Origin of the sequence: Pseudomonas baetica (genome assembly GCF_019733355.1) — a bacterium.
In the GTDB taxonomy this organism is placed as follows: domain Bacteria; phylum Pseudomonadota; class Gammaproteobacteria; order Pseudomonadales; family Pseudomonadaceae; genus Aquipseudomonas; species Aquipseudomonas baetica_A.
In genome coordinates, this window is sequence record NZ_JAIHLQ010000001.1 from 117,815 (window position 1) to 138,000 (window position 20,186).

Sequence of the window (20,186 nt, forward strand, 5' to 3'; positions counted from 1 at the left end):
GTGCGAGAGAGTGGCACAGTAGTGGCCACCATACCAACACTAGCCGTCTAGCGGCCTCAACAGACAGTCATAAGCCGTTGTAGTTCTTGGCTTTTATGATGAATCTACAGCTCTGGTATGCTTTCCGGCCTTCGGCCCGAGGTAGCAACCATGCAACTCATCGATATCGGCGTCAACCTGACCAACCCAAGTTTCGCCGACAAACACCAGGCCGTACTCGACCGCGCCTACACCGCCGGGGTCTGCCAACTGGTGCTGACCGGCACCAGTGTGGAGGGGAGCGAACAGGCACTGGAACTGTGCCAGCAACTGGATGACAGTGGGCAACGGCTGTTCGCCACCGCCGGGATTCACCCCCACTCAGCCAGTGACTGGAATGCCGACAGCGCCCGGCGCCTGCGCAGCCTGCTCAAAGAAGGCAACGTGGTCGCCGTGGGCGAATGCGGGCTGGATTTCAACCGCGATTTCTCACCGCGCACCCAACAGGAAAAAGTCCTCGAAGAACATCTGGCAATGGCCGTTGAGCTGCAATTGCCGGTGTTCCTGCATGAACGCGACGCCAGTGTGCGCCTGCTGGAGATACTCAAAGACTTCCGCGATCAACTACCTGCGGCCGTGGTGCATTGCTTTACCGGCGAGCAAAAGGCGTTGTACAGCTACCTCGATCTGGATCTGCATATCGGCATCACGGGCTGGATTTGCGACGAGCGCCGGGGCACGCACTTGCATCCATTAGTCAAAGAGATCAAGCGCGGCCGGCTGATGCTGGAAAGCGATGCGCCTTACTTGCTACCGCGCACCCTGCGCCCGAAACCGAAGAATGGCCGCAATGAACCGGCGTACCTGAGCGAAGTGCTGCGCGAAGTGGCGTTGCATCGGAGTGAAACCGAGGAAGATCTCGCCGCGCACTCCACCGCTTGTGCCCGGGCATTCTTCAACCTCCCCTCCCTCCCCTGACACACACAACAACCATTGTGGGAGAGGGCTTGCTCGCGAAAGCGCTGAGTCATATAAATAAATAGCGACTGACACAATGCTTTTGCGAGTACAGCCGGACAGCATCGGCTGTTGACGCACATCAAGATCTGCAGAGCTGCATAGCGGCACAATGCTGGCACCTTGCCAATGCTGTTTCCGCTATCAGAGAAAACCTCCATGGGTGCCTGGCTTAGCAATATCTCGCTGAAATACAAATTCTGGGCGGTCAACGCGGTCGCCTTTGTCACCACCCTGCTGCTGGTGTTGTACGCCGTGCAACTCGAACAGCAGGCCCGCAGTCACGCGGCGCAAGCGTCGGCGCAAGCCCAGGCGCAACTGCTCAAGGCCTGGCCGGCCGGGCAGGCGCTGCCCAAGACTGATCAGGTGCTGACGTTTAAACGCGGCGAAGCCCCACGTCTCAATGACCAACCACTGCTGGAGATCACCGACAACAACGGCTGGAACGAGATCAACCACCTGCCACTGTTCGGCGACAACCCGTTGATGGGCGCCGAAGTGTTCAGCCGTGCCGACGGCCAGCAAGTAGCAGTCATCGCCTACGGCCCAAGCCTGAAGCAAGTGTTCGGCGAGCGCTTCGCCAACTATGCCGTGGCGGTGTTCATCCTGATGCTGGCGATGCTCGGCGCTTCGCAGTTGCTGATCCGCTTCCTGCTCAGCCAGCTCAACACGTTGAAAGACGTGATGTTGCACGTTGAGAAAAGCGGCGATCTTTCAGCCCGTGTACCGCTGGCCGGAAAGGATGAGGTCGGGCAGATGGCCAACGCGTTCAACGCGATGCAGGCCGGTTATCAGCGCGTCGTCACCACCGTTGCCAACACTGCGCAGCAACTGGATGTCGGCGCTGCGCGTCTGGCGTCGAGCATGAACGAAGTGCGCCACGGCATGCTCGGCCAGCAAAGCGAAACCGATCAGGCTGCCACCGCGATCAACGAGATGACTGCCACGGTTTATCACATCGCCCAGCACGCAGGCGCCACTCGCGATCTGTCGCAGACCGCCGACGGCTTGGCTGGTAGCGGTCAGCAAGTGGTTGCGCGGGTGCAGCATTCGATTGCCGGTCTGTCCAGCGGTGTACAACAGACCGCCGAGATGATCCAGCGCCTGGCCGAGGACAGTCAAAAGATCAACGGCGTGGTCAGCGTGATTCACAGCATCGCCGAGCAAACCAATCTGCTGGCGCTCAATGCCGCCATTGAGGCCGCCCGGGCCGGCGAAATGGGCCGTGGTTTTGCCGTGGTCGCCGATGAAGTTCGCAACCTCGCCAAACGGGTGCAGACCTCGACCGACGAGATCACCACCATGGTTTGCGCTTTGCAGGCCGGCACGCGCGATGCGGTGGATTTCATGCAGGAGAGTTCGTACAAGGCCGACGACTGTGTGCAGCAAGCGCAGGAGGCTGGCGAAGCACTGGCGCATATCACCGGCGCAGTGGCGCAGATGCGTGAAAGCAATACGCAGATCGCCGTGGCGGCGGAGCAACAGAGCCAAGTGGCCGAGGACATGAATCGCGCAGTGGTCAGCATCCGTGATGTGACCGAAAACACCGTGCAGCAGACCGTGGATTCAGCGACGACCAGTAATGAGTTGGCGAAACTGGCTGGAGAGCTGAGCAAGGCGATTGGGCAGTTGAAACTCTGAGGGCTTCTTCGCGAGCAAGCTCGCTCACATTGGACTTGTGAACGACACAGTTCCCTGCGGGAGCGGGTTTGCTCGCGAAGGCGTCAGATCAACCAACATCGCATCCCAGCGTCGTCCCTATCGTGTCCATAGCCAAGCTTGATTCGCCGACCTTCCCACTCAGGCCTATGCTTCAACCCATGTGTTCAACATGGATCGAGGAGTAGTCAACATGGGCAAACGTCATCCCAACCTTCCCGCGTGGCAATGGCGCGCGTACCCGACCAATCAGCAGCAGTCGACCCACCAGGCGCTGCAACTGATTGCCGTACCTTTGTTTATCATTGCGTTTCTTTTGATCGTGTCCGGGGTGTTCAGTCTGAGCCTGGCCAGCGTGGCCATTGGCGTGGTTGGCGTCGTTGCGGCACTGGGTTTGCAGCGCCGTAACCACAGCCTGGAGGCGTAAGCCCGCGTTGCGGGCTTCAGGCAAAAATCGTGACGGTCTGGCGGCTCATCGCGATCAGTTCCCCTTCAGCACTCCAGAGCTTGGCGGCGGCATGCCCGTAACCGTCGGCGGCGTACTCGGTTTCCACCCGATATTTGCACCAGTCCAGCGTGCTCACATCGCGCAACGGCTGCACGAATTCGACGGTCCAGGTCAGCGTGCTGCCCGCCGCCACTGTCTTCAGGTGCGGTAACAATGACGGCGGCCACGCATCCACCAGCGCCAGAATGTGCGATTCAGTGACAGGTTCGTCCTTCACATCGCCACGCAAACGCACCCAACCGCCCATGTCTCGCGATGGATTGCCCGTGAATGGCAGGCCACCCACACTCCAGCGCATCGCCAGATGGCGCATGAACTCAGGGGTCACACCTTTGATGTACGGCAGTTCCTGGCAGTCGTCCAAAGGCTTCATCTCTGGGGCAGGAAGGGCTGGCACGGCCACTTGCGATGCTCGCGAGGCGCCGAAGCTGCCTTGCACCAGCGTCACCACCTGACCGTTCTGCATGGCCCGGCCCAACACCTGGCTGACGGCTTTACCTTCGCGCAGCACATCGACTTGAAAAGTCACCGGTACTTCGGGCTCGACCGGACCAACAAACGTGATCGCCAACGAACGCACCGGGCGATCGGCAGGCACCTTTGCGCGCATGGCTTCGTATTGCAGCGCGGCAACCAGACCACCGAAACTGGCGCGGCCCTGCGCCCATTCGGCTGGGATGGTCAGTTCCGGTTCGCGGCGGACCGCTTCGAGCAAATCGCAAAAGCGCATGGCAACCTCAGAAAACGAAAAGTGAATGCAGAGATCTTAACCAGCCAGGCAGAGCGCCGCAGCGTCTATTCCGGTCAAATAGACTGACATCTCGGACATGATGAAGCCCACTCCCACAGTGGGTGTATTTAGGACTGAGGATTATTTGAAGCAGGTTGAACTGAGTTTTTCGAGTACGCGATCGGCCTTGCTTTCGGCTTTGATCATGGTCGCCCGCCACGTCGCGACGCAGGGCTGCAGATCCGCTTCCTGTTCGGCTTTTGCCAGCCACTGCCAGCAATCGTGCCAATCGCCCAAGGCGCCTTGCGCCGACTTCAATCGCGCCAGCGCCGCTTGCGGCAAACGGTCCAGTTCAGGGTAGGCTTCGATGCCATAGCGCACACGCTTGATCAGCAAGCGCAAGCGATGACGGTCGTGGGCCGGATCGTGCAGCGCCTCATCGAGTTTTTCCCATTGCTTGCCGAGGCGTTTTTCGATGCGCTTTTCCAGCCCCTTGAGCAACCCCTGACGCTGGGACGCACGCAGAAAACGCGGGAACGCGTCGAGAATCATCAGCAGCGAAGCCACCTCGCTGCTCGCCGCCAGCGTCGGATAGGCCTCGGCCATCTGTGCCATGCGCCGTTGCGCGGCTTCGGGTTGATCGTGCTGGAGCAAGTACGCCGCCAACACCTCGCGGTCGCGCCACGGAGTGGTCAATTGACCGACGGCCGAGGCAGCACCCTCAAGTTGCTCGACACCCGGCAAGCCACGCAAGGGTCGCAACAGACTGCGCAAGCGGCGCACCGTCGTGCGCAAATCGTGTAACGCCTCGGGATCGGTCCGCGCAGTCAACCGCGCCTGACAGGCCAGCAGTCGCACTTCCAGGCTCAGAACATGGGCCACCAACCGGCCAACCAACGCTGACATCACTTGCTCCTGATTCAAATGGCTCGGGGGAAGCGTCTGCCGACATGGCAAAACCACCTCCCTGCACTATGTCAGCAGCTTAGCGCCCGGCGCGGGATTCGCGAATGTAGAAACGGGCCTTCTCGGCTTTCTTGCTGCAACCCTCAAAACCCTCGAATTGTTGTTGGGTCTTGGCCGCCGTCAGCAGCGACAGGGCTTTGGAGTAACTGACGGTACCGGCAAAACCTTCGGCCTTGGCCAAGTCCAGCTCATGCCATGCGGTGTCGAGCTGGCTGCCGCAACTGTCGCGGTAAGCGGTTTTACCGGCGCAACCGGCCAATGCCAAAGCAATCAACGGAACACAGATCCAGGCTTTCATCACTCACACCTCAACGTTAGGTCAACAGTCGTGCAGTTAAGACGGTCAGGCAGCGAAAAAGTGCCTTACCGGCATATGAAACCGCGCGGATGAAGAGGATAGCGCCAGAGGGGCACACCGCCGTAAAAAACGACGCTCCCGGCGCACTGAACGACCTTGGCGATTGAGCCGCCCGCTCGATGAGTGCATTGTGGCCCCCTGTCCGGAGGAAGTTTGATGAAAAAGCGTGTCGCACTCGTACTGGGCTCCGGTGGTGCCCGGGGCTATGCCCATATCGGCGTCATTGAAGAAATCGAGAAGCGCGGCTACGAAATCGCCTGCATTGCCGGGTGTTCGATGGGTGCCGTGGTCGGCGGGATCTACGCCGCCGGCAAACTCGACGAATATCGCAACTGGATCGAAAGCCTGGATTACCTCGACGTGCTGCGGCTCGTGGATGTGAGTTTTCGGCTGGGAGCGATTCGTGGCGAGAAAGTCTTCGGCCAGATCCGCAAGATCGTCGGCGAAATCAACATCGAAGACCTGCGCATTCCCTACACCGCCGTCGCCGCCGACCTCACCAATCAACAGGAAATCTGGTTCCAGGAAGGCTGCCTTCACCAGGCCATGCGCGCCTCAGCGGCGATTCCCAGCCTGTTCACCCCAGTGATGCAGGGCAACCGCATGCTGGTGGATGGCGGGATTCTCAATCCGCTGCCGATCGTGCCGGTGGTGTCCAGCCACTGTGATCTGATCATCGCGGTCAATCTCAACTCGACCAACCAGCGGCATTACAAATTGCCGGTGATCCAGCGTCCGCCGGCGTTTCGCTCGCGCTTCGACAGCTTGATCAGTTCGCTGGGTTCGAAGATGCCGTTCCGTCGCACCCAGGCCGAGCAATTACTGCGCCTGGAACAGGAAGCCCTGAGGGCCGAAGCGGCGGACATCAATCCGTGGCTCGAAGGTGTCGAACCCGAAGCCCAACAACCCGCTGCCGCCCCCGAACGCGAAGGCGCACCGAAATCCGCGACCGGCTCGTTCATCATCGATAACGTCGGGCCAGCATCATTGCTGGACTTGATCAACCAGAGCTTCGAGGTGATGCAGACCTCGCTGGCGCAGTACAAGATCGCCGGGTACCCACCGGATATCCTGATCAACGTACCGAAGCGGGTTTGCCGGTTTTTCGAGTTCTACAAGGCGCCGGAGTTGATCGCACTGGGCAGAGAAATTGCTCGGGATACGCTGGATCGATATGACAGCGAGCAGAGCAGAGAGCCCTGAAGTTCTAGGCTGCCTGTCAGGGCCTCTTCGCGGGCAAGCCCGCTCCCACAGGGTTCTAGGGTGCTATTGAAATGTGCGTATCACACCGACCACTGTGGGAGCGGGCTTGCTGGCGAAGACGTCGGATCGATCAACGCAACACTAAAGGCTGCTCTCACTCAATAGCCGATAACCCACTCCCGCCTCCGTCACGATAAACCGCGGCCGCGTCGGATCATCTGCCAGTTTCTGGCGTAAATGCCCGACGACAATCCGCAGATAATGACTGTCCTCGGTGTGCGTCGGCCCCCAGATATCCTTGAGCAATTGCTGCTGGGTGATCACCCGCCCCGGATGCCGCGCCAGTTGCGCCAGCACTGCGTATTCCTTGCGGGTCAGCGCCACTTCGACGCCGTCGAGCAATACGCGCCGGTAGGCCAGATCCACCGTCAGCGGGCCGAAATTCAGCGCGGCCTGCTGCACCTCTCCCGCTGGCGCCTGACGCAACAATGCACGCACCCGGGCGAGAAACTCCTGAATGCCGAACGGCTTGGTCACGTAGTCATTGGCGCCACCATCCAGCGCCTGGACTTTCTGCCCTTCACTGGCGCGCACCGACAGCACCAGCACCGGCGTCGTCGCCCACTCACGAAACTCGCACAGCACTTGCTGGCCGTCCATGTCCGGCAGGCCGAGGTCGAGCACCAGCAGATCGGGTTTGTTCAGCGCCGCCTGCGCCAACCCCTCGGCGCCGGTGCCGGCCTCCAGCACTTTGTAGCCTTGGGAAGCCAGGCTGATGCGCAGGAATTTGCGGATCTGCGGTTCGTCGTCGATGACCAAAATGGTCGCGGTCTGGCTCATGAATTCACATCAACACAAAGGATTGGCGAGAGAGTAGCGCAGTCGGATTCAGGCTTCACTGTCCATCCCCGGTTGCGTCTGCAACGGCAGGTGCAAGGTGATGCAGGTGCCGCGTCCATCGATACCGTCGGCAACGCTGATGCGCCCGCCATGAGCGCCGACCATGCCCTGACAAATCGCCAACCCCAGACCGGTGCCCTGACCGCCCCGATCACCGCGGGCGGCGGTGTAGAACATGTCGAAAATCTTCGCCCGCTCGTCTTCGGGAATACCCGGCCCTTCATCGCTGACCGAGAAGAAAATCTCGTCGTCATTCGCCCCCGAACTCAGTTGCAAGCGACCGTGGCTTGGCGAGAACCGTGCGGCGTTTTCCAGCACATTGACCAGTGCCTGCTCGATCAGCGCGGCATGCACAAACAGTAGCGGCAACTCGGACGGCACATCGGTACTGACCTGCAACGGCGCCAGCACGGCGCGCAGACGATTGAGCGAACTGCCGACGATGTCGGCCGGCGACACCCAGTCCCGCGCCAGTTTCAACGCACCATGGCCCAGACGCGTCATGTCCAGCAGATTCTGGATGTAGCGGTCGAGGCGTTCGGCTTCATCGCGAGTGCCTTCGAGCAGTTCGCGGCGATCCTCCAGCGGGATCGCTTCGCCCAGTGCCAGCAGGCTGTCGATGCTGCCGCGCATGGACGTCAGCGGCGTGCGCAGGTCGTGGGACACCGAGGCCAGCAAGGCGCTGCGCAATTGTTCGGTTTCGCCGTGCAAGCGCGCCGCTTCAAGATCGTCGGCCAATTGCGCCCGGGCCAACGCTTGCGCCAGCGGTTGACTCAACGCCGTCAGCAAGCGCCGCCGCTGCCCGCTCAACGTTTGGCCTTCTTTGGCGCAGACACCGAGCAACGCCAAGGGTCCGTCCTCGACGGAAAGCGGCCACCACCACCAGCGCCCGAGCGGCAAGGTGCCAGTGCCCATGCCGGCCGGTTGATCGTGCTGCCAGGCCCAGTCGGCGGCGGCACGTTCGGACTCAGTCAATTCGAGCGGGGCGCCGGTTTCGACGTTCCAGACGCCCTGCCCGTCGCGATTGAGCAGGCACAGTTGCAAATCGCTCCAGCCATTGAGGTGCTGCGCGGCGGCGTTAACCACCGCTTGGCGATCGGTGGCGGCGGTCAGTTTGCGCGACAGGTCGAGCAGCTCGCTGGTCTCTTCCTGAGTGTCGCGCAACGCCTGCAACTGTCGACGCTGACGCGCCGCGAGGTTGCCGGTGAGCGCCGCCATCAACAGGAAGAACAGCAACGTCAGGACGTCTTCTTCACGCTGAATACTGAAAGAGAAATTCGGCGGTATGAATAGAAAGTCATAGGTCAGAAACGACAGCGCCGCACAGGCCAGCGCCGGGCCAAGGCTGCTGCGCACTGCCACCAACAACACCGCCGCGAGGAACACCAGCGAGATGTTCGGCAGCGCCAACACACTCGACACCGCCCACGCCAAGGCACTGGCCAACACCGTCGCCAACAGCGCCAGCGCATAGTCGAACCAGACCCATGTCGGCGCTGATCGCAAGCGTGGTTGATGCTGTTGCTGATCGCTGTCGAGGACGTTGATTTCCAGGCCAGGGGCCTGACGCAACAACCGGGCGGCCAGTCCTCCACCAAACAAGCGACGACGCAGACGCGGGCGGGACTGGCCAACCAGCAACAGACTCGCACGCCGCTCGGCGGCATGCTGGATCAGGGTTTTCGCCACCTCACCGGCACGCAGCAACACCACCTCACCGCCCAGACGTTCGGCCAACTGCTGAGCACTTTGCAGGCGCAAGCGCGATTGCTCGTCGCGCACACCGCCGTTGTCGATGTGCACCAGACTCCACGGCAAATGCCGACGTTGCGCGACCCGACTGGCGTGACGCACCAAGCGTTCAGCCTGCGTATCGCCATCGACGCCCACCAGCAAACGACCGCGAACCGCCGGGGCGGCCTGGCCGAGTTGGCGATAGCCTTGGGCAAGATCGTTATCGACTTGCGCCGCAGCGGTTTGCATGGCCAATTCGCGCAACGCGGTGAGGTTGGTCTGGGTGAAAAATGCATCGATGGCGGCCCGCGCCTGCTCCGGCACGTAGACCTTGCCTTCGCGCAGACGTTCGAGCAACTCACGCGGCGGCAAGTCGATCAGCAGCAGTTCATAGGCCTCTTGCAGTACCCAGTCCGGCAGGGTTTCACGCACCTGCACGCCGGTGATGCCGCGCACTTGATCGTTGAGGCTTTCCAGGTGCTGGACGTTGACCGTGGTGAACACGTCGATGCCGGCGGCGAGCAGTTCCTGGATGTCTTGCCAGCGTTTGGTATGACGGCTGCCAGGGGCGTTGCTGTGGGCCAGTTCATCGACCAGCACCAGTTTCGGTTTGGCCGCCAGCAGGCCATCGAGGTCCATTTCTTCGAGCATCACGCCACGGTATTCCGAGCGCACCAACGGTTGCTGCGGCAGCCCGCCGAGCAGCGCTTCGGTTTCAGCGCGACCGTGGGTCTCGACGACACCGGCAATGACTTTCACGCCTTGGCGCAGTTGGATGTGGGCGGCCTGGAGCATGGCGTAGGTCTTGCCAACGCCGGGGGCGGCGCCGAGGAAAACCTTGAGCCGGCCACGGCCGTCGCGGGGCAGATCTGCTAACAGCGCGTCGGCGCGGCCGGAGTCACTCATGCTTGATGCTCTCTCTTCCTGATAGTTATGCGGTGACTGTTGTGGCCTCTTCGCGAGCAAGCCCGCTCCCACAGGTTCAGTGTTGCACTTGTGGGAGCGAGCCTGCTCGCGAATGGCCGCGCCGCCGGTTCAGAGTTTTTCCAGCGCCATGTTCAGTTCCAGCACATTAACCACCGGCGGCCCCACCAGCGGCTGTTCGATGTGCGCATCGAGCAGTTGCTGCACGGTCGCTACCGGCAGGTTGCGTGCTGCCGCAACACGCGCCAGTTGATAGGCAATTGCCGCCGGAGGCAAGTGCGGATCGAGGCCGCTGCCGGAGGTGGTCAGCAGCGCCAGCGGCACCGGGCCTTGCCCTGGAACTTGCAGCTTGTTGGCGTCGTCGATCACCCGGCTGGCGAGTGCCGGATTGCTCGGGGCCAAGTTGCTTGCGCTGCTGGAAACCGTCGCAAACGCACCCGCCGAAGGACGCGAATGAAACCAGGCATCGCCAACAAAATCCTGGGCAATCAGTGACGAGCCACGGACTTTGCCTTCAGCGTCGTGTACCAGACTGCCGTTGGCCTGATCGGGGAACGCAACGTGCGCGACACCGGTCACCACCAGTGGATAGGCAACGCCGGTGACCAGGGTCATCAGCACCAGCAGGCTCAGGGCCGGACGTATCATTGTGGACATTTCAAAATCCTCGAATTCAAAAAGCAGATACCGCGTTAATCAGTTGGACCGTGTCGAGTTCATCGCCAGCAGGCTGGCTCCCACAGGGGAACGCACTTCAAATGTATGAGCGAGCCTGCTCGCGATGGCGTCAAACCAGATGCAACGCCGTGAGCAACATGTCGATGGCTTTGATCGCCACAAACGGCACCACAATCCCGCCCAATCCATAGATCAACAGATTGCGCCGCAGCAACGCCGCCGCACTCGCCGCCTGCACGCGAACGCCACGCAATGCCAGCGGAATCAGCACCACAATGATCAAGGCGTTAAACACAATGGCCGACAGAATCGCGCTCTGCGGACTGGTCAGGTGCATGATGTTCAGCACGCCCAGTTGCGGATAAATCGAGGCGAACAGCGCCGGCAGAATCGCGAAGTACTTGGCCACGTCATTGGCGATGGAAAAGGTCGTCAGCGCACCGCGTGTCACCAGCAATTCCTTGCCGATCTGCACCACGTCCAAGAGCTTGGTCGGGTCGCTGTCGAGATCGACCATGTTGGCCGCTTCCCGCGCCGCTTGCGTACCGTCGTTCATCGCCATTCCCACGTCAGCCTGCGCCAGTGCCGGGGCGTCGTTGGCGCCGTCGCCGCACATCGCGACCAGACGACCGTCGTTCTGCTCGTGACGAATACGCGCCAGTTTTTTCTCCGGGGTGGCTTCGGCAAGCACGTCATCGACGCCCGCTTCAGCCGCGATGGCCGCTGCGGTCAACGGGTTGTCGCCGGTGACCATCACGGTGCGAATCCCCAACTTGCGCAGTTCGGCAAAGCGCTCGCGAATGCCCGGCTTGACCACGTCCTTGAGATGGATCGCGCCAAGCAGCCTGCCGTCGACGCAAACCAGCAACGGCGTACCGCCGCTCTGGGCGATCTTGTCGATTTCCCGCGACAGGGCCGGGGCCAGATCGGCGCGTTGTTGCCCGAGGAAACTCAGCAGCGAATCGACCGCACCTTTGCGATACACGCGGCCCTGATAATCGACACCGGACAAGCGGGTTTCGGCGCTGAACGGCACGGCGGTCAGGGTTTCCGGGGCCGGCTCGGGCTGCGGATGCAAACCGCGCAGGTACTCGACGATGGATTTACCTTCGGCGGTTTCGTCCGCCAGCGAGGCGAACAGTGCGCCTTCGGCCAGATCGCGAGCACTGACGCCTGGCGCTGCATACACCGCGCTGCAACGACGGTTGCCGAAGGTGATGGTGCCGGTCTTGTCGAGCAGCAGCACATGCACATCGCCTGCCGCTTCGACTGCACGGCCGGACTTGGCGATCACGTTCAACCGCACCAGACGATCCATCCCGGCGATACCGATGGCCGAGAGCAAACCGCCGATGGTGGTCGGAATCAATGTGACCAGCAGCGCCACCAGGAACACCAGTGGCAGGCTGCCGTGGGCGAAGTGAGCGAACGGCTGCAGGGTCACCACCACCAACAGGAAGATCAGGGTGAGGCCGATCAGCAGGATGTCCAACGCCACTTCGTTCGGCGTCTTCTGGCGCTTGGCGCCTTCGACCAGTGCGATCATGCGGTCGAGGGTCGATTCACCGGGGTTGGCGGTGATCTCCACCAGCAGCCAGTCGGACACCAATCGAGTGTTGCCGGTGACGGCTGAGCGGTCGCCGCCGGACTCGCGAATCACCGGGGCCGATTCACCGGTAATTGCCGCTTCGTTGACTGCGGCGATCCCTTCGATGACTTCGCCGTCGCCGGGGATCATCTCCCCCGCATCGACGCGCACCACATCGCCTTTGCGCAGGCTGCTGGCCGGGACGACCTGAAAGCTGCCATCGGCCTGTTTGCGCCGGGCGCTGAGGCCTTCGCTGCCCGCCTTGAGGCTGTCGGCGCGGGCCTTGCCGCGACCTTCAGCCAAGGCTTCGGCGAAGTTGGCGAACAGCACGGTGAACCACAGCCACAGGGCGATCTGCGCGGCAACGAAGGTCGGCACCTGACTGTCTGGAATGAAGCACAGCACGGTGGTGAAAATCGCGGTCAGTTCGACCACCAGCATCACCGGCGAACGCGCCAACTGCCGAGGGTCGAGCTTGACGAAAGCTTGCACCAGCGCCGGGCGCCACAGGGCCGAGATCGCGGTTTTCGCTTGTTCCGGTGCTTTGACGGCAACGGGTTTGATTGCGGGCATATTCATCATTGACTCCTCAGCTCCCTATACCAAAGGCAGCCATACTCAGATGTTCAGCGATAGGTCCCAATGCCAGGGTCGGCAAAAAGGTCAGGCCGCCCACCAGCAAAATGGTCACGGTCAACAGGGTCACGAACAGCGGGCCATGAGTCGGGAAGCTGTTCTGGCTAATCGGTGCGGTCTTCTTCATCGCCAGGCTGCCAGCCAGTGCCAGCACCGGGAGGATGTAACCGAAGCGGCCGAGCAACATGCCGAAGCCCAGCATCAGGTTGTGATACGGGGTGTTGGCACCGAAGCCTGCGAACGCCGAACCGTTGTTCGCGCTGGCCGAGGTGTAGGCGTAGAGCAACTGGCTGAAACCGTGTGGCCCGGGGTTCGTCACTGCGGCCACCGGACCTGGCAGGCTCGCGGCAATCGCACCGAGCACCAGCACGCCAATCGGCATCACCAGCAACGTGACCACCAACAACTGCACTTCGCGCGCCTGGAGTTTTTTACCCAGATATTCCGGTGTGCGGCCAATCATCAGGCCGGCGAGGAACACCGCGATCAGCACGTTGAGCAACATGCCGTAGAGACCCGCACCGACACCGCCGAAGATCACTTCGCCGACCATCATGTTGACCAGCGCAACCATGCCGCTGAGCGGGTTGAGACTGTCATGCATACCGTTGACCGAACCGTTCGACGCGGCGGTGGTGGTTACCGACCACAGCACCGTGGCGGTGGTGCCAAAGCGCGCTTCCTTGCCTTCGAGCGGTGCGGTCTGTTCGACGGCGACGTTGTTCAGCGCAGGATTGGGTTGGTACTCGGCCCACAGCGAAGTCGCGCCGCCGATCAGAAACAGAGCGAGCATGCAGGCGATGATCGCGCGGCTCTGACGCAGGTCTTTGACGTAGTGGCCGAAGGTAAAGACCAGCGCTGCCGGAATCAAAATGATCGAAGACACCTCGAACAAGTTGCTCCAGGCGCTCGGGTTCTCGAACGGGTGCGCCGAGTTGACGCCGAAGAAACCGCCACCGTTGGTGCCCAGTTGCTTGATCGCAATCTGGCTGGCGGCCGGGCCGAGCGGGATCACTTGATCAACACCTTGCAGGGTCACCGCATTCACGTAATGCGCGAAGGTCTGCGGCACGCCTTGCCAGACCAGAAACAGCGCCAGCAGCAGGCACAGTGGCAGCAGGCCGTAGAGGGTGGCGCGGGTCATGTCGACCCAGAAGTTGCCGAGGGTTTTCGCCGACTTGCGACCGATACCACGGCACAGCGCCACCAGCACGGCCAGGCCGGTGGCGGCGCTGACGAAGTTCTGCACGGTCAGGCCAACCATCTGACTCAGGTAGCTCAGAGACGCTTCGCCGCTGTAGGACTGCCAGTTGGTATTGGTCATGAAACTGACCGCGGTGTTGAACGCTTGCGTCCATTCCATGCCCGGCAGGTTCTGCGGGTTCAGCGGCAGATGATCCTGGAACAACAGGAGCGAGAACAGCACAAGGAAACCGGCCAGGTTGAACGCCAGCAGCGCCAGCGCGTACTTCTGCCAGCTCTGTTCATCCTGCGGATTGACCCCGGCCACGCGAAAACAGCCGCGCTCGACCGGGCCAAGAATCGGCGTCAACCAGGTGCGCTGGCCTTCCATCACTTTGTAGTAGAAGCGCCCGAGAAACGGCGCCGGCAGCAAGACCACCGCGAAAAACGCGAGGATCAGCCAATAGTCATAACTGTGCATAGCCGCTCCTAGTTCCGATCCGCGCGCAACAGCGCAACCAACAGATAAGTGAACAGCCCCACTGCCAAAAACAGTGACACCCCGTCCAGAACGCTCATGGAAGATCTCCGTGTTACGGCGTATTGCCGTGTGTGCAGGCATTGTCGGAAAGGAGGCTGTAAAGGAACGAGAGCGAGGGGGTTGGCTGGGCATAAAGAAAGCGTAAAGAGTGGGTTTATGCCGGCGTTACAGCCAGGTTTTGCCCTGCCTGGGCCGGCCTCATCGCGGGCAAGCCCGGCAACAGATTCTGCGGTCAACACAAAACCCTGTGGGAGCGGGCTTGCCCGCGAAGACGGCAGCCCAAACAACATCGCACCCAACTGGCGCACAAAAATGTGCCCATCAGTAATGAACATCTTGGATAACGACAGCTTTCAGCCTATTGCGACATGTTCCGGCGCAATGGCACGCCCACTGCACACACCCTCCCCCGAGCTTTCCAAACCGTTCAGGGAGCAAACACATGAACACACAACTCAAACCCACGCTGGGCACCTTGCACCTGTGGGGCATTGCCGTCGGACTGGTGATTTCCGGCGAATACTTCGGCTGGAGTTACGGCTGGGGCGTCGCCGGGACACTGGGCTTTCTGGTGACCTCGTTCATGGTCGCGACCATGTACACCTGCTTCATCTTCAGCTTCACCGAACTGACCACTGCGATTCCCCACGCGGGCGGACCGTTTGCCTATAGCCGCCGTGCCTTCGGCGAAAAAGGTGGATTGATCGCCGGGATGGCGACGCTGATCGAATTCGTCTTCGCGCCGCCGGCAATTGCGCTGGCCATTGGCGCTTATTTGAATGTGCAGTTTCCCGGACTTGATCCGAAACACGCGGCGGTCGGTGCGTACATTGTGTTTATGGGCCTGAACATTCTCGGCGTGAAACTGGCGGCAACGTTCGAGCTGATTGTTTGTGTACTGGCAGTGGCCGAATTGCTGGTGTTCATGGGCGTGGTCGCGCCAGCGTTCAGCTTCAGCAACTTCGCGCTCAATGGCTGGGCCGGCTCGGATGTTTTTGGTGCGCCCGCGATTGCCGGCATGTTCGCTGCCATCCCGTTCGCGATCTGGTTCTTCCTCGCCATCGAAGGCGCGGCGATGGCTGCCGAAGAAGCCAAGGACCCGAAACGCACGATTCCCAAGGCGTACATCAGCGGCATCCTGACCCTGGTGTTATTGGCCATGGGCGTGATGTTCTTCGCGGGTGGCGTGGGTGACTGGCGCACGCTGGCGAACATCAACGACCCGCTGCCGCAAGCGATGAAAGCGGTGGTCGGCGACAATTCCGGTTGGCTGCACATGCTGGTGTGGATCGGCCTGTTCGGGCTGGTGGCGAGTTTCCACGGGATCATCCTCGGCTACTCGCGCCAGTTCTTCGCCCTCGCCCGCGCCGGTTATCTGCCTGCTTCACTAGCCAAACTGTCGCGTTTCCAGACCCCGCACCGCGCCATCATTGTCGGCGGCATCATTGGCATCGCCGCGATCTACAGCGATGGCCTGATCAACCTCGGCGGCATGACCCTCACCGCCGCGATGATCACCATGGCCGTGTTCGGCGCAATCGTGATGTACATCATGAGCATGCTCAGCCTGTTCAAACTGCGTAAATCGGAGCCGAATCTGGAGCGTACTTTCCGCGCGCCATGCTATCCGTTGATTCCGATGATCGCGTTGGTATTGGCCGTGGTGTGCCTGGTGGCGATGGCCTGGTTCAATGCGTTGATCGGGCTGATCTTCCTCGGTTTCATGGCCGTCGGGTTCGGCTACTTCCTGCTGACCGGCCAGTTGCGCGCCGATGCGCCGGCCGACGCGATGCTCACGGGCCAGTAAACCCTTCATGTAGGAGCTGCCGAAGGCTGCGATCTTTTGATCTTGTTTTTAAAAAAGCAAAGTCAAAAGATCGCAGCCTGCGGCAGCTCCTACATGGATTTCGGGTGTACCGGGCATAAGCGGCCTAGAATGGAACCACTGCGGAGTCACTCCGCTCAAAAGTGGTAAGCAGCGTTGCACGGCGAAATCCTCGTCCGTCACGCTGCATTAAGGAGAGCCGTTATGCCCTGGTATGCCTGGTTGATTCTGGTTGTTGCAATCGGCTCGATCGTTGGCGGTTTGATGATGCTGCGCGACACCGCCAACAAGGTCGAACTGACCGATGAAGAGCGCAAACGCGTGGCTGAACGCAACGCCGAAGCTGACGCGAAAGAAGCGCAAGACCGCTGACAAAAACCCCGCCTGATTAGGCGGGGTTTGTTTTTGCGAGCACGATTGGACTTATCTGCATGCTTTTTAGAAGTAGAAGTACAGTCACCATTTAATTTTCAGTGGTTAAGATGGTGGCATTGTTGCGGAGAGTTCCACATGCGTTACTCGCAGGACCATAAAGCCCAGACCCATCAGCGCATCATCAAGGACGCCTCTGCACGATTTCGCAAGGACGGAATCGGGGCGACAGGCCTGCAACCCTTGATGAAAGCACTGGGGTTGACCCATGGCGGTTTTTATTCGCACTTCAAATCCAAGGACGAGTTGGTCGAGAAGGCCCTGCAAGAAGCCGGCGCACAACTGGACGCACATTGCGCGATGCTGTTTTCCGAAGAACGTCCACTGGAAGCCTTCATCGACAGTTATCTCTCCGAATGGCACCACACCTCACCCCAGGAAGGTTGCCCGTTACCGACCATGTCTTCGGAACTCGGTCTGCGCGGCCAGCCCAGTCCGACCACCGACGCGGTTCTCAATGCGCGACTGCAGCAAGTACAGAATGCGCTGGGTGGCGAAACCGCCGCCGATCGCAGCGTCGTGATCATGGCGACATTGCTAGGTGCGCTGGTGCTGGCGCGCAGCGTCGAAGATCCGGATCTGGCCCAGCGTATTCTCGGCGTCACGCGCGCTCATCTGAAAAACCAGCAGGATTAATCTTCCCAGCGCTTGAACAGCACGCTGGCATTCACCCCGCCAAATCCGAAGCCGTTGGACAAGGCATATTCGATGGGCATCGACCTCGCTTCGCCGTGGACAATATCCACGCCTTCACTCGCCGGGTCTGGATTGTCGAAGTTAAGCGTCGTCGGCACCTTTTGGTCGCGAATCGCCAACAAGGTAAAGATCGCCTCCAGCCCGCCGGCCGCACCGAGCAAGTGGCCGGTGGCGGACTTGGTCGAGGTCACGGCGATGTTCTTTTCGCTGCCGAACAATGCCTTGATCGCCGCCAACTCACCGAGATCTCCAACCGGCGTTGAGGTGGCGTGCGCATTCAGATGCTGCACCTGATCCGGCGTGACCCCCGCTTGTGCCAAGGCCAGTGTCATCGCCCGACGTGCACCGCTGCCATCTTCCGGCCCGGCGGTCAGGTGATAGGCGTCAGCCGTGGTGCCGTAACCGACCAATTCGGCCAACGGTTGCGCACCGCGCGCCAGCGCATGCTCCAGCGACTCGATCACCAACAGCCCGGCGCCTTCGCCCATGACGAAACCGTCGCGACCACTGTCGAACGGCCGCGAGGCACGCTCCGGGGTGTCGTTATAACTGCTCGAGAGCGCCCGCGCTGCCGCGAAACCGGCAAGACTGACGCGGTCGATACAGGCTTCCGCGCCGCCGCACACCGCGATATCCGCTTCACCGGAGCGAATCAAGCGCGCAGCATCGCCAATCGCCTGAACCCCGGCAGCACAGGCAGTCACCGGTGCGCCGAGCGGGCCCTTCAGACCATGCTGAATCGAAACGTGACCGGCGGCGAGATTGACCAGGAACGACGGAATGGTAAACGGCGACAAACGCCGCGGGCCACGGCTGTCGGTGGTGCGCACCGCATCGGCAATTGCGCCGAAGCCACCGACACCAGAGCCGATGATCGTCGCGGTACGCGCTTGATCGTCTGCGTCAGTGGGATGCCACCCCGCCTGCTGCAATGCCTGTCGGGCCGCTTCCATGGCAAACAGAATGAAGCGGTCCATCTTCTTTTGTTCTTTCGGTGGCGTGGCACGATCCGGGTCGAAACCGGCTTCGGCATCCTCTTCCACCGTCGGCACCCGTCCGCCGACACTGGTGGGCAGATCCGCGACCACCGCTTCCGGCAAATTGCGTATACCGGAACGACCGGCCAGCAAACGCTGCCAAACCGCTTCGACACCGCTGCCCAACGGTGAAACCAGACCCATGCCCGTGACCACTATTCGACGCTGATCCATACCGCGGTTACCTCCGATCAATTCAATTGCCTGCCTTGTAGCGTTGGGCTGCCGAGCTGCGTGAAAGGTTCGGTGCCATGACATGCCGCGCGGCTACGAAAGCCTGCCACTCGCCGGCATCGGGCAGTGACGGAATGGTGACCAACTCGCCCTGATCCAGCCCGGCCAACGCCGCATCGACCATTTCACCGGCCTCCATGACCATCTCGGCAGGAATGCCGCTGGCGTCGATCCCGGAGCGCTCCCAGATTTCAGTGCGGGTTACGCCCGGCAACACGGCCTGGACTTCCACACCGGTCCCATCCAGTTCGGCGTTCAGCGACTGGGTCAGGCTCAGTACGTAAGCCTTACTCGCGCTGTAGGTCGCGTTGAACCGCTCGGGAAACAATGCGACCACCGAGGCGATATTGATGATCGTGCCACGCCCGGCTTTGGCAAAACTGGCGGCGGCAGCAGAAGCCAGACGCGTAACGGCGGTGATGTTCAACTGAATCAGGCGCTCCAGTTGATCAAGGTCGGCATTGGCCAACAGACCATCAGCGGCAACGCCGGCATTGTTCACCAACAGACTGATGCTTGAATCGCTGCGCAGGCGCTGCTCGAGTTTGAGCACATCATCCTTTTGCGTCAGATCGGCTTTGAGCACCTCAACCTGAATTCCGTGGGCATCACGCAACGAGGTTGCGGCGCTCTCCAGACGTTCCTTGTCGCGGGCCACCAGCAGCAGATCAAAACCGCGGGCAGCCAGACGTTGCGCGTAAATGGCACCGATGCCGGAAGAAGCGCCGGTGATGAGAGCGGTGCCTTTCGATTGGACAGAATTCATCAAATATTCCTCAAACGCTGTGGGATCAATCGCCTCTGAGAAAGGCTGCTTCAGATGGCGCGGAAATTATTATAGGCATAATCTCAACTCAATATGATAGCCATAATTTTTAATCGTCCGACGAACGCTTACTGCCGTTTCACCGCGCTCACGGCGCCGCGAAACAAAAAAGGCCGGTCTCAATGACCGGCCTCTTGGCGTTGAACAATCAGCTTAGTTGACTTCCAGCTTGTCGCGATTGCGATCCAGAATCGCCTTGCCGATTCCCTTCACTTCCAGCAGTTCCTCCACCGAAGCGAATGGCCCGTTTGTTTCGCGATAGGCAACAATCGCTTTTGCCTTCGCTTCACCCACGCCGGACAGTTCTTTTTGCAGTGTCGCCGCATCGGCATCGTTGAGGTCGAGTTTTTCACTCGCAGAGGGGGCCGTGGCATTCAGCACCAAAGGAGCCTTTGGCGCTTGCTCTGGCGTCACGGGAGCCGCGATAGCGGCGATCGACGCGCTGGTGAGCAAAGCAAACATCAAAGAATAGAAGTAACCGGTACGCATAAGTGACGCTCCATCATCATTTGAGAAAGCAGCTTTTCCGAAGC

The 20,186-nt window shown here is 60.8% G+C and carries 18 protein-coding genes and 1 pseudogene; 7 read left to right on the forward strand and 12 right to left on the reverse strand.

Annotated features, from left to right (window positions below):
- Positions 1-150: 150 nt before the first annotated feature.
- From K5E40_RS00560 to K5E40_RS00570, 3 genes and pseudogenes are all read left to right on the forward strand, one after another.
- Complete coding sequence (locus tag K5E40_RS00560) at positions 151-957, forward strand: TatD family hydrolase (protein ID WP_221729224.1); 807 nt, start codon at positions 151-153, stop codon at positions 955-957.
- Between the two features lie 198 nt (positions 958-1,155).
- Positions 1,156-2,637, forward strand: a complete 1,482-nt coding sequence (locus tag K5E40_RS00565) for a methyl-accepting chemotaxis protein (RefSeq protein ID WP_221729225.1) — start codon at positions 1,156-1,158, stop codon at positions 2,635-2,637.
- Between the two features lie 211 nt (positions 2,638-2,848).
- Positions 2,849-3,079: pseudogene (locus K5E40_RS00570) on the forward strand (terminase); the annotation flags it as partial.
- A gap of 19 nt (positions 3,080-3,098) precedes the next feature.
- Here the strand turns inward: K5E40_RS00570 and K5E40_RS00575 are convergent.
- The 3 genes from K5E40_RS00575 to K5E40_RS00585 all read right to left on the reverse strand — a co-directional run bounded on the left by K5E40_RS00575 (position 3,099) and on the right by K5E40_RS00585 (position 5,157).
- Entirely contained in the window at positions 3,099-3,893 is a 795-nt protein-coding gene (locus K5E40_RS00575) for an acyl-CoA thioesterase II (protein ID WP_221729226.1), read from the reverse strand.
- Between the two features lie 141 nt (positions 3,894-4,034).
- The gene (locus K5E40_RS00580; protein WP_221729227.1) at positions 4,035-4,799 is read right to left on the reverse strand and encodes a CHAD domain-containing protein; all 765 of its coding nucleotides are present in this window, start codon (positions 4,797-4,799) and stop codon (positions 4,035-4,037) included.
- 79 nt (positions 4,800-4,878) lie between these two features.
- Positions 4,879-5,157, reverse strand: a complete 279-nt coding sequence (locus tag K5E40_RS00585) for a hypothetical protein (RefSeq protein WP_221729228.1) — start codon at positions 5,155-5,157, stop codon at positions 4,879-4,881.
- A 216-nt stretch (positions 5,158-5,373) separates the two neighbouring features.
- On the opposite strand from K5E40_RS00585, the gene K5E40_RS00590 reads away from it, so the two are divergent.
- Positions 5,374-6,420 (forward strand): patatin-like phospholipase family protein, encoded by a 1,047-nt coding sequence (locus K5E40_RS00590; RefSeq protein ID WP_221729229.1) that lies wholly within the window; start codon positions 5,374-5,376, stop codon positions 6,418-6,420.
- Positions 6,421-6,561: 141 nt separating this feature from the next.
- Here the strand turns inward: K5E40_RS00590 and K5E40_RS00595 are convergent, their stop codons facing one another.
- From K5E40_RS00595 to kdpF, 6 genes are all read right to left on the reverse strand, one after another.
- On the reverse strand, positions 6,562-7,260 hold the full coding sequence (locus tag K5E40_RS00595; protein ID WP_221729230.1) for a response regulator: 699 nt from the start codon (positions 7,258-7,260) through the stop codon (positions 6,562-6,564).
- A 48-nt stretch (positions 7,261-7,308) separates the two neighbouring features.
- Complete coding sequence (locus K5E40_RS00600) at positions 7,309-9,960, reverse strand: sensor histidine kinase KdpD (RefSeq protein WP_221729231.1); 2,652 nt, start codon at positions 9,958-9,960, stop codon at positions 7,309-7,311.
- A 129-nt stretch (positions 9,961-10,089) separates the two neighbouring features.
- Positions 10,090-10,635 (reverse strand): potassium-transporting ATPase subunit KdpC, encoded by a 546-nt coding sequence (gene kdpC, locus K5E40_RS00605; RefSeq protein ID WP_221729232.1) that lies wholly within the window; start codon positions 10,633-10,635, stop codon positions 10,090-10,092.
- A gap of 130 nt (positions 10,636-10,765) precedes the next feature.
- Positions 10,766-12,823 (reverse strand): potassium-transporting ATPase subunit KdpB, encoded by a 2,058-nt coding sequence (gene kdpB, locus K5E40_RS00610; protein WP_221729233.1) that lies wholly within the window; start codon positions 12,821-12,823, stop codon positions 10,766-10,768.
- Between the two features lie 10 nt (positions 12,824-12,833).
- Entirely contained in the window at positions 12,834-14,543 is a 1,710-nt protein-coding gene (gene kdpA / locus K5E40_RS00615) for a potassium-transporting ATPase subunit KdpA (RefSeq protein ID WP_221729234.1), read from the reverse strand.
- An 8-nt stretch (positions 14,544-14,551) separates the two neighbouring features.
- On the reverse strand, positions 14,552-14,641 hold the full coding sequence (kdpF, locus tag K5E40_RS00620) for a K(+)-transporting ATPase subunit F (protein ID WP_221729235.1): 90 nt from the start codon (positions 14,639-14,641) through the stop codon (positions 14,552-14,554).
- Between the two features lie 404 nt (positions 14,642-15,045).
- On the opposite strand from kdpF, the gene eat reads away from it, so the two are divergent.
- From eat to K5E40_RS00635, 3 genes are all read left to right on the forward strand, one after another.
- Positions 15,046-16,410, forward strand: a complete 1,365-nt coding sequence (gene eat / locus K5E40_RS00625) for an ethanolamine permease (protein WP_221729236.1) — start codon at positions 15,046-15,048, stop codon at positions 16,408-16,410.
- A gap of 222 nt (positions 16,411-16,632) precedes the next feature.
- Positions 16,633-16,800, forward strand: coding sequence for a DUF2897 family protein (locus K5E40_RS00630; RefSeq protein ID WP_064503201.1), 168 nt, complete (start codon positions 16,633-16,635; stop codon positions 16,798-16,800).
- A 138-nt stretch (positions 16,801-16,938) separates the two neighbouring features.
- Positions 16,939-17,496: a TetR/AcrR family transcriptional regulator gene (locus tag K5E40_RS00635; RefSeq protein ID WP_221729237.1), complete on the forward strand. Its 558-nt coding sequence runs from the start codon at positions 16,939-16,941 to the stop codon at positions 17,494-17,496.
- Here K5E40_RS00635 and fabF read toward each other — a convergent pair.
- The 3 genes from fabF to K5E40_RS00650 all read right to left on the reverse strand — a co-directional run bounded on the left by fabF (position 17,493) and on the right by K5E40_RS00650 (position 20,142).
- The gene (gene fabF, locus K5E40_RS00640; RefSeq protein WP_221729238.1) at positions 17,493-18,767 is read right to left on the reverse strand and encodes a beta-ketoacyl-ACP synthase II; all 1,275 of its coding nucleotides are present in this window, start codon (positions 18,765-18,767) and stop codon (positions 17,493-17,495) included. The two genes, K5E40_RS00635 and fabF, sit on opposite strands and share 4 nt — an antisense overlap.
- Positions 18,768-18,789: 22 nt before the next feature.
- On the reverse strand, positions 18,790-19,593 hold the full coding sequence (locus K5E40_RS00645; protein WP_221729239.1) for an SDR family oxidoreductase: 804 nt from the start codon (positions 19,591-19,593) through the stop codon (positions 18,790-18,792).
- Between the two features lie 213 nt (positions 19,594-19,806).
- Positions 19,807-20,142: a helix-hairpin-helix domain-containing protein gene (locus K5E40_RS00650; protein ID WP_221729240.1), complete on the reverse strand. Its 336-nt coding sequence runs from the start codon at positions 20,140-20,142 to the stop codon at positions 19,807-19,809.
- Positions 20,143-20,186: the final 44 nt, after the last annotated feature.

Excerpts from the sequence above, each read along its gene's own strand:
- K5E40_RS00590 (WP_221729229.1), top strand. The coding sequence starts at position 5,374 with ATGAAAAAGCGTGTCGCACTCGTACTGGGCTCCGGTGGTGCCCGGGGC.
- kdpA (WP_221729234.1), bottom strand. The coding sequence starts at position 14,543 with ATGCACAGTTATGACTATTGGCTGATCCTCGCGTTTTTCGCGGTGGTC.
- K5E40_RS00560 (WP_221729224.1), top strand. The coding sequence starts at position 151 with ATGCAACTCATCGATATCGGCGTCAACCTGACCAACCCAAGTTTCGCC.
- K5E40_RS00580 (WP_221729227.1), bottom strand. The coding sequence starts at position 4,799 with ATGTCAGCGTTGGTTGGCCGGTTGGTGGCCCATGTTCTGAGCCTGGAA.
- eat (WP_221729236.1), top strand. The coding sequence starts at position 15,046 with ATGAACACACAACTCAAACCCACGCTGGGCACCTTGCACCTGTGGGGC.
- K5E40_RS00635 (WP_221729237.1), top strand. The coding sequence starts at position 16,939 with ATGCGTTACTCGCAGGACCATAAAGCCCAGACCCATCAGCGCATCATC.
- K5E40_RS00630 (WP_064503201.1), top strand. The coding sequence starts at position 16,633 with ATGCCCTGGTATGCCTGGTTGATTCTGGTTGTTGCAATCGGCTCGATC.
- K5E40_RS00600 (WP_221729231.1), bottom strand. The coding sequence starts at position 9,960 with ATGAGTGACTCCGGCCGCGCCGACGCGCTGTTAGCAGATCTGCCCCGC.
- fabF (WP_221729238.1), bottom strand. The coding sequence starts at position 18,767 with ATGGATCAGCGTCGAATAGTGGTCACGGGCATGGGTCTGGTTTCACCG.
- K5E40_RS00565 (WP_221729225.1), top strand. The coding sequence starts at position 1,156 with ATGGGTGCCTGGCTTAGCAATATCTCGCTGAAATACAAATTCTGGGCG.
- K5E40_RS00595 (WP_221729230.1), bottom strand. The coding sequence starts at position 7,260 with ATGAGCCAGACCGCGACCATTTTGGTCATCGACGACGAACCGCAGATC.
- kdpC (WP_221729232.1), bottom strand. The coding sequence starts at position 10,635 with ATGTCCACAATGATACGTCCGGCCCTGAGCCTGCTGGTGCTGATGACC.
- kdpF (WP_221729235.1), bottom strand. The coding sequence starts at position 14,641 with ATGAGCGTTCTGGACGGGGTGTCACTGTTTTTGGCAGTGGGGCTGTTC.
- K5E40_RS00575 (WP_221729226.1), bottom strand. The coding sequence starts at position 3,893 with ATGCGCTTTTGCGATTTGCTCGAAGCGGTCCGCCGCGAACCGGAACTG.
- K5E40_RS00645 (WP_221729239.1), bottom strand. The coding sequence starts at position 19,593 with ATGAATTCTGTCCAATCGAAAGGCACCGCTCTCATCACCGGCGCTTCT.
- kdpB (WP_221729233.1), bottom strand. The coding sequence starts at position 12,823 with ATGAATATGCCCGCAATCAAACCCGTTGCCGTCAAAGCACCGGAACAA.
- K5E40_RS00585 (WP_221729228.1), bottom strand. The coding sequence starts at position 5,157 with ATGAAAGCCTGGATCTGTGTTCCGTTGATTGCTTTGGCATTGGCCGGT.
- K5E40_RS00650 (WP_221729240.1), bottom strand. The coding sequence starts at position 20,142 with ATGCGTACCGGTTACTTCTATTCTTTGATGTTTGCTTTGCTCACCAGC.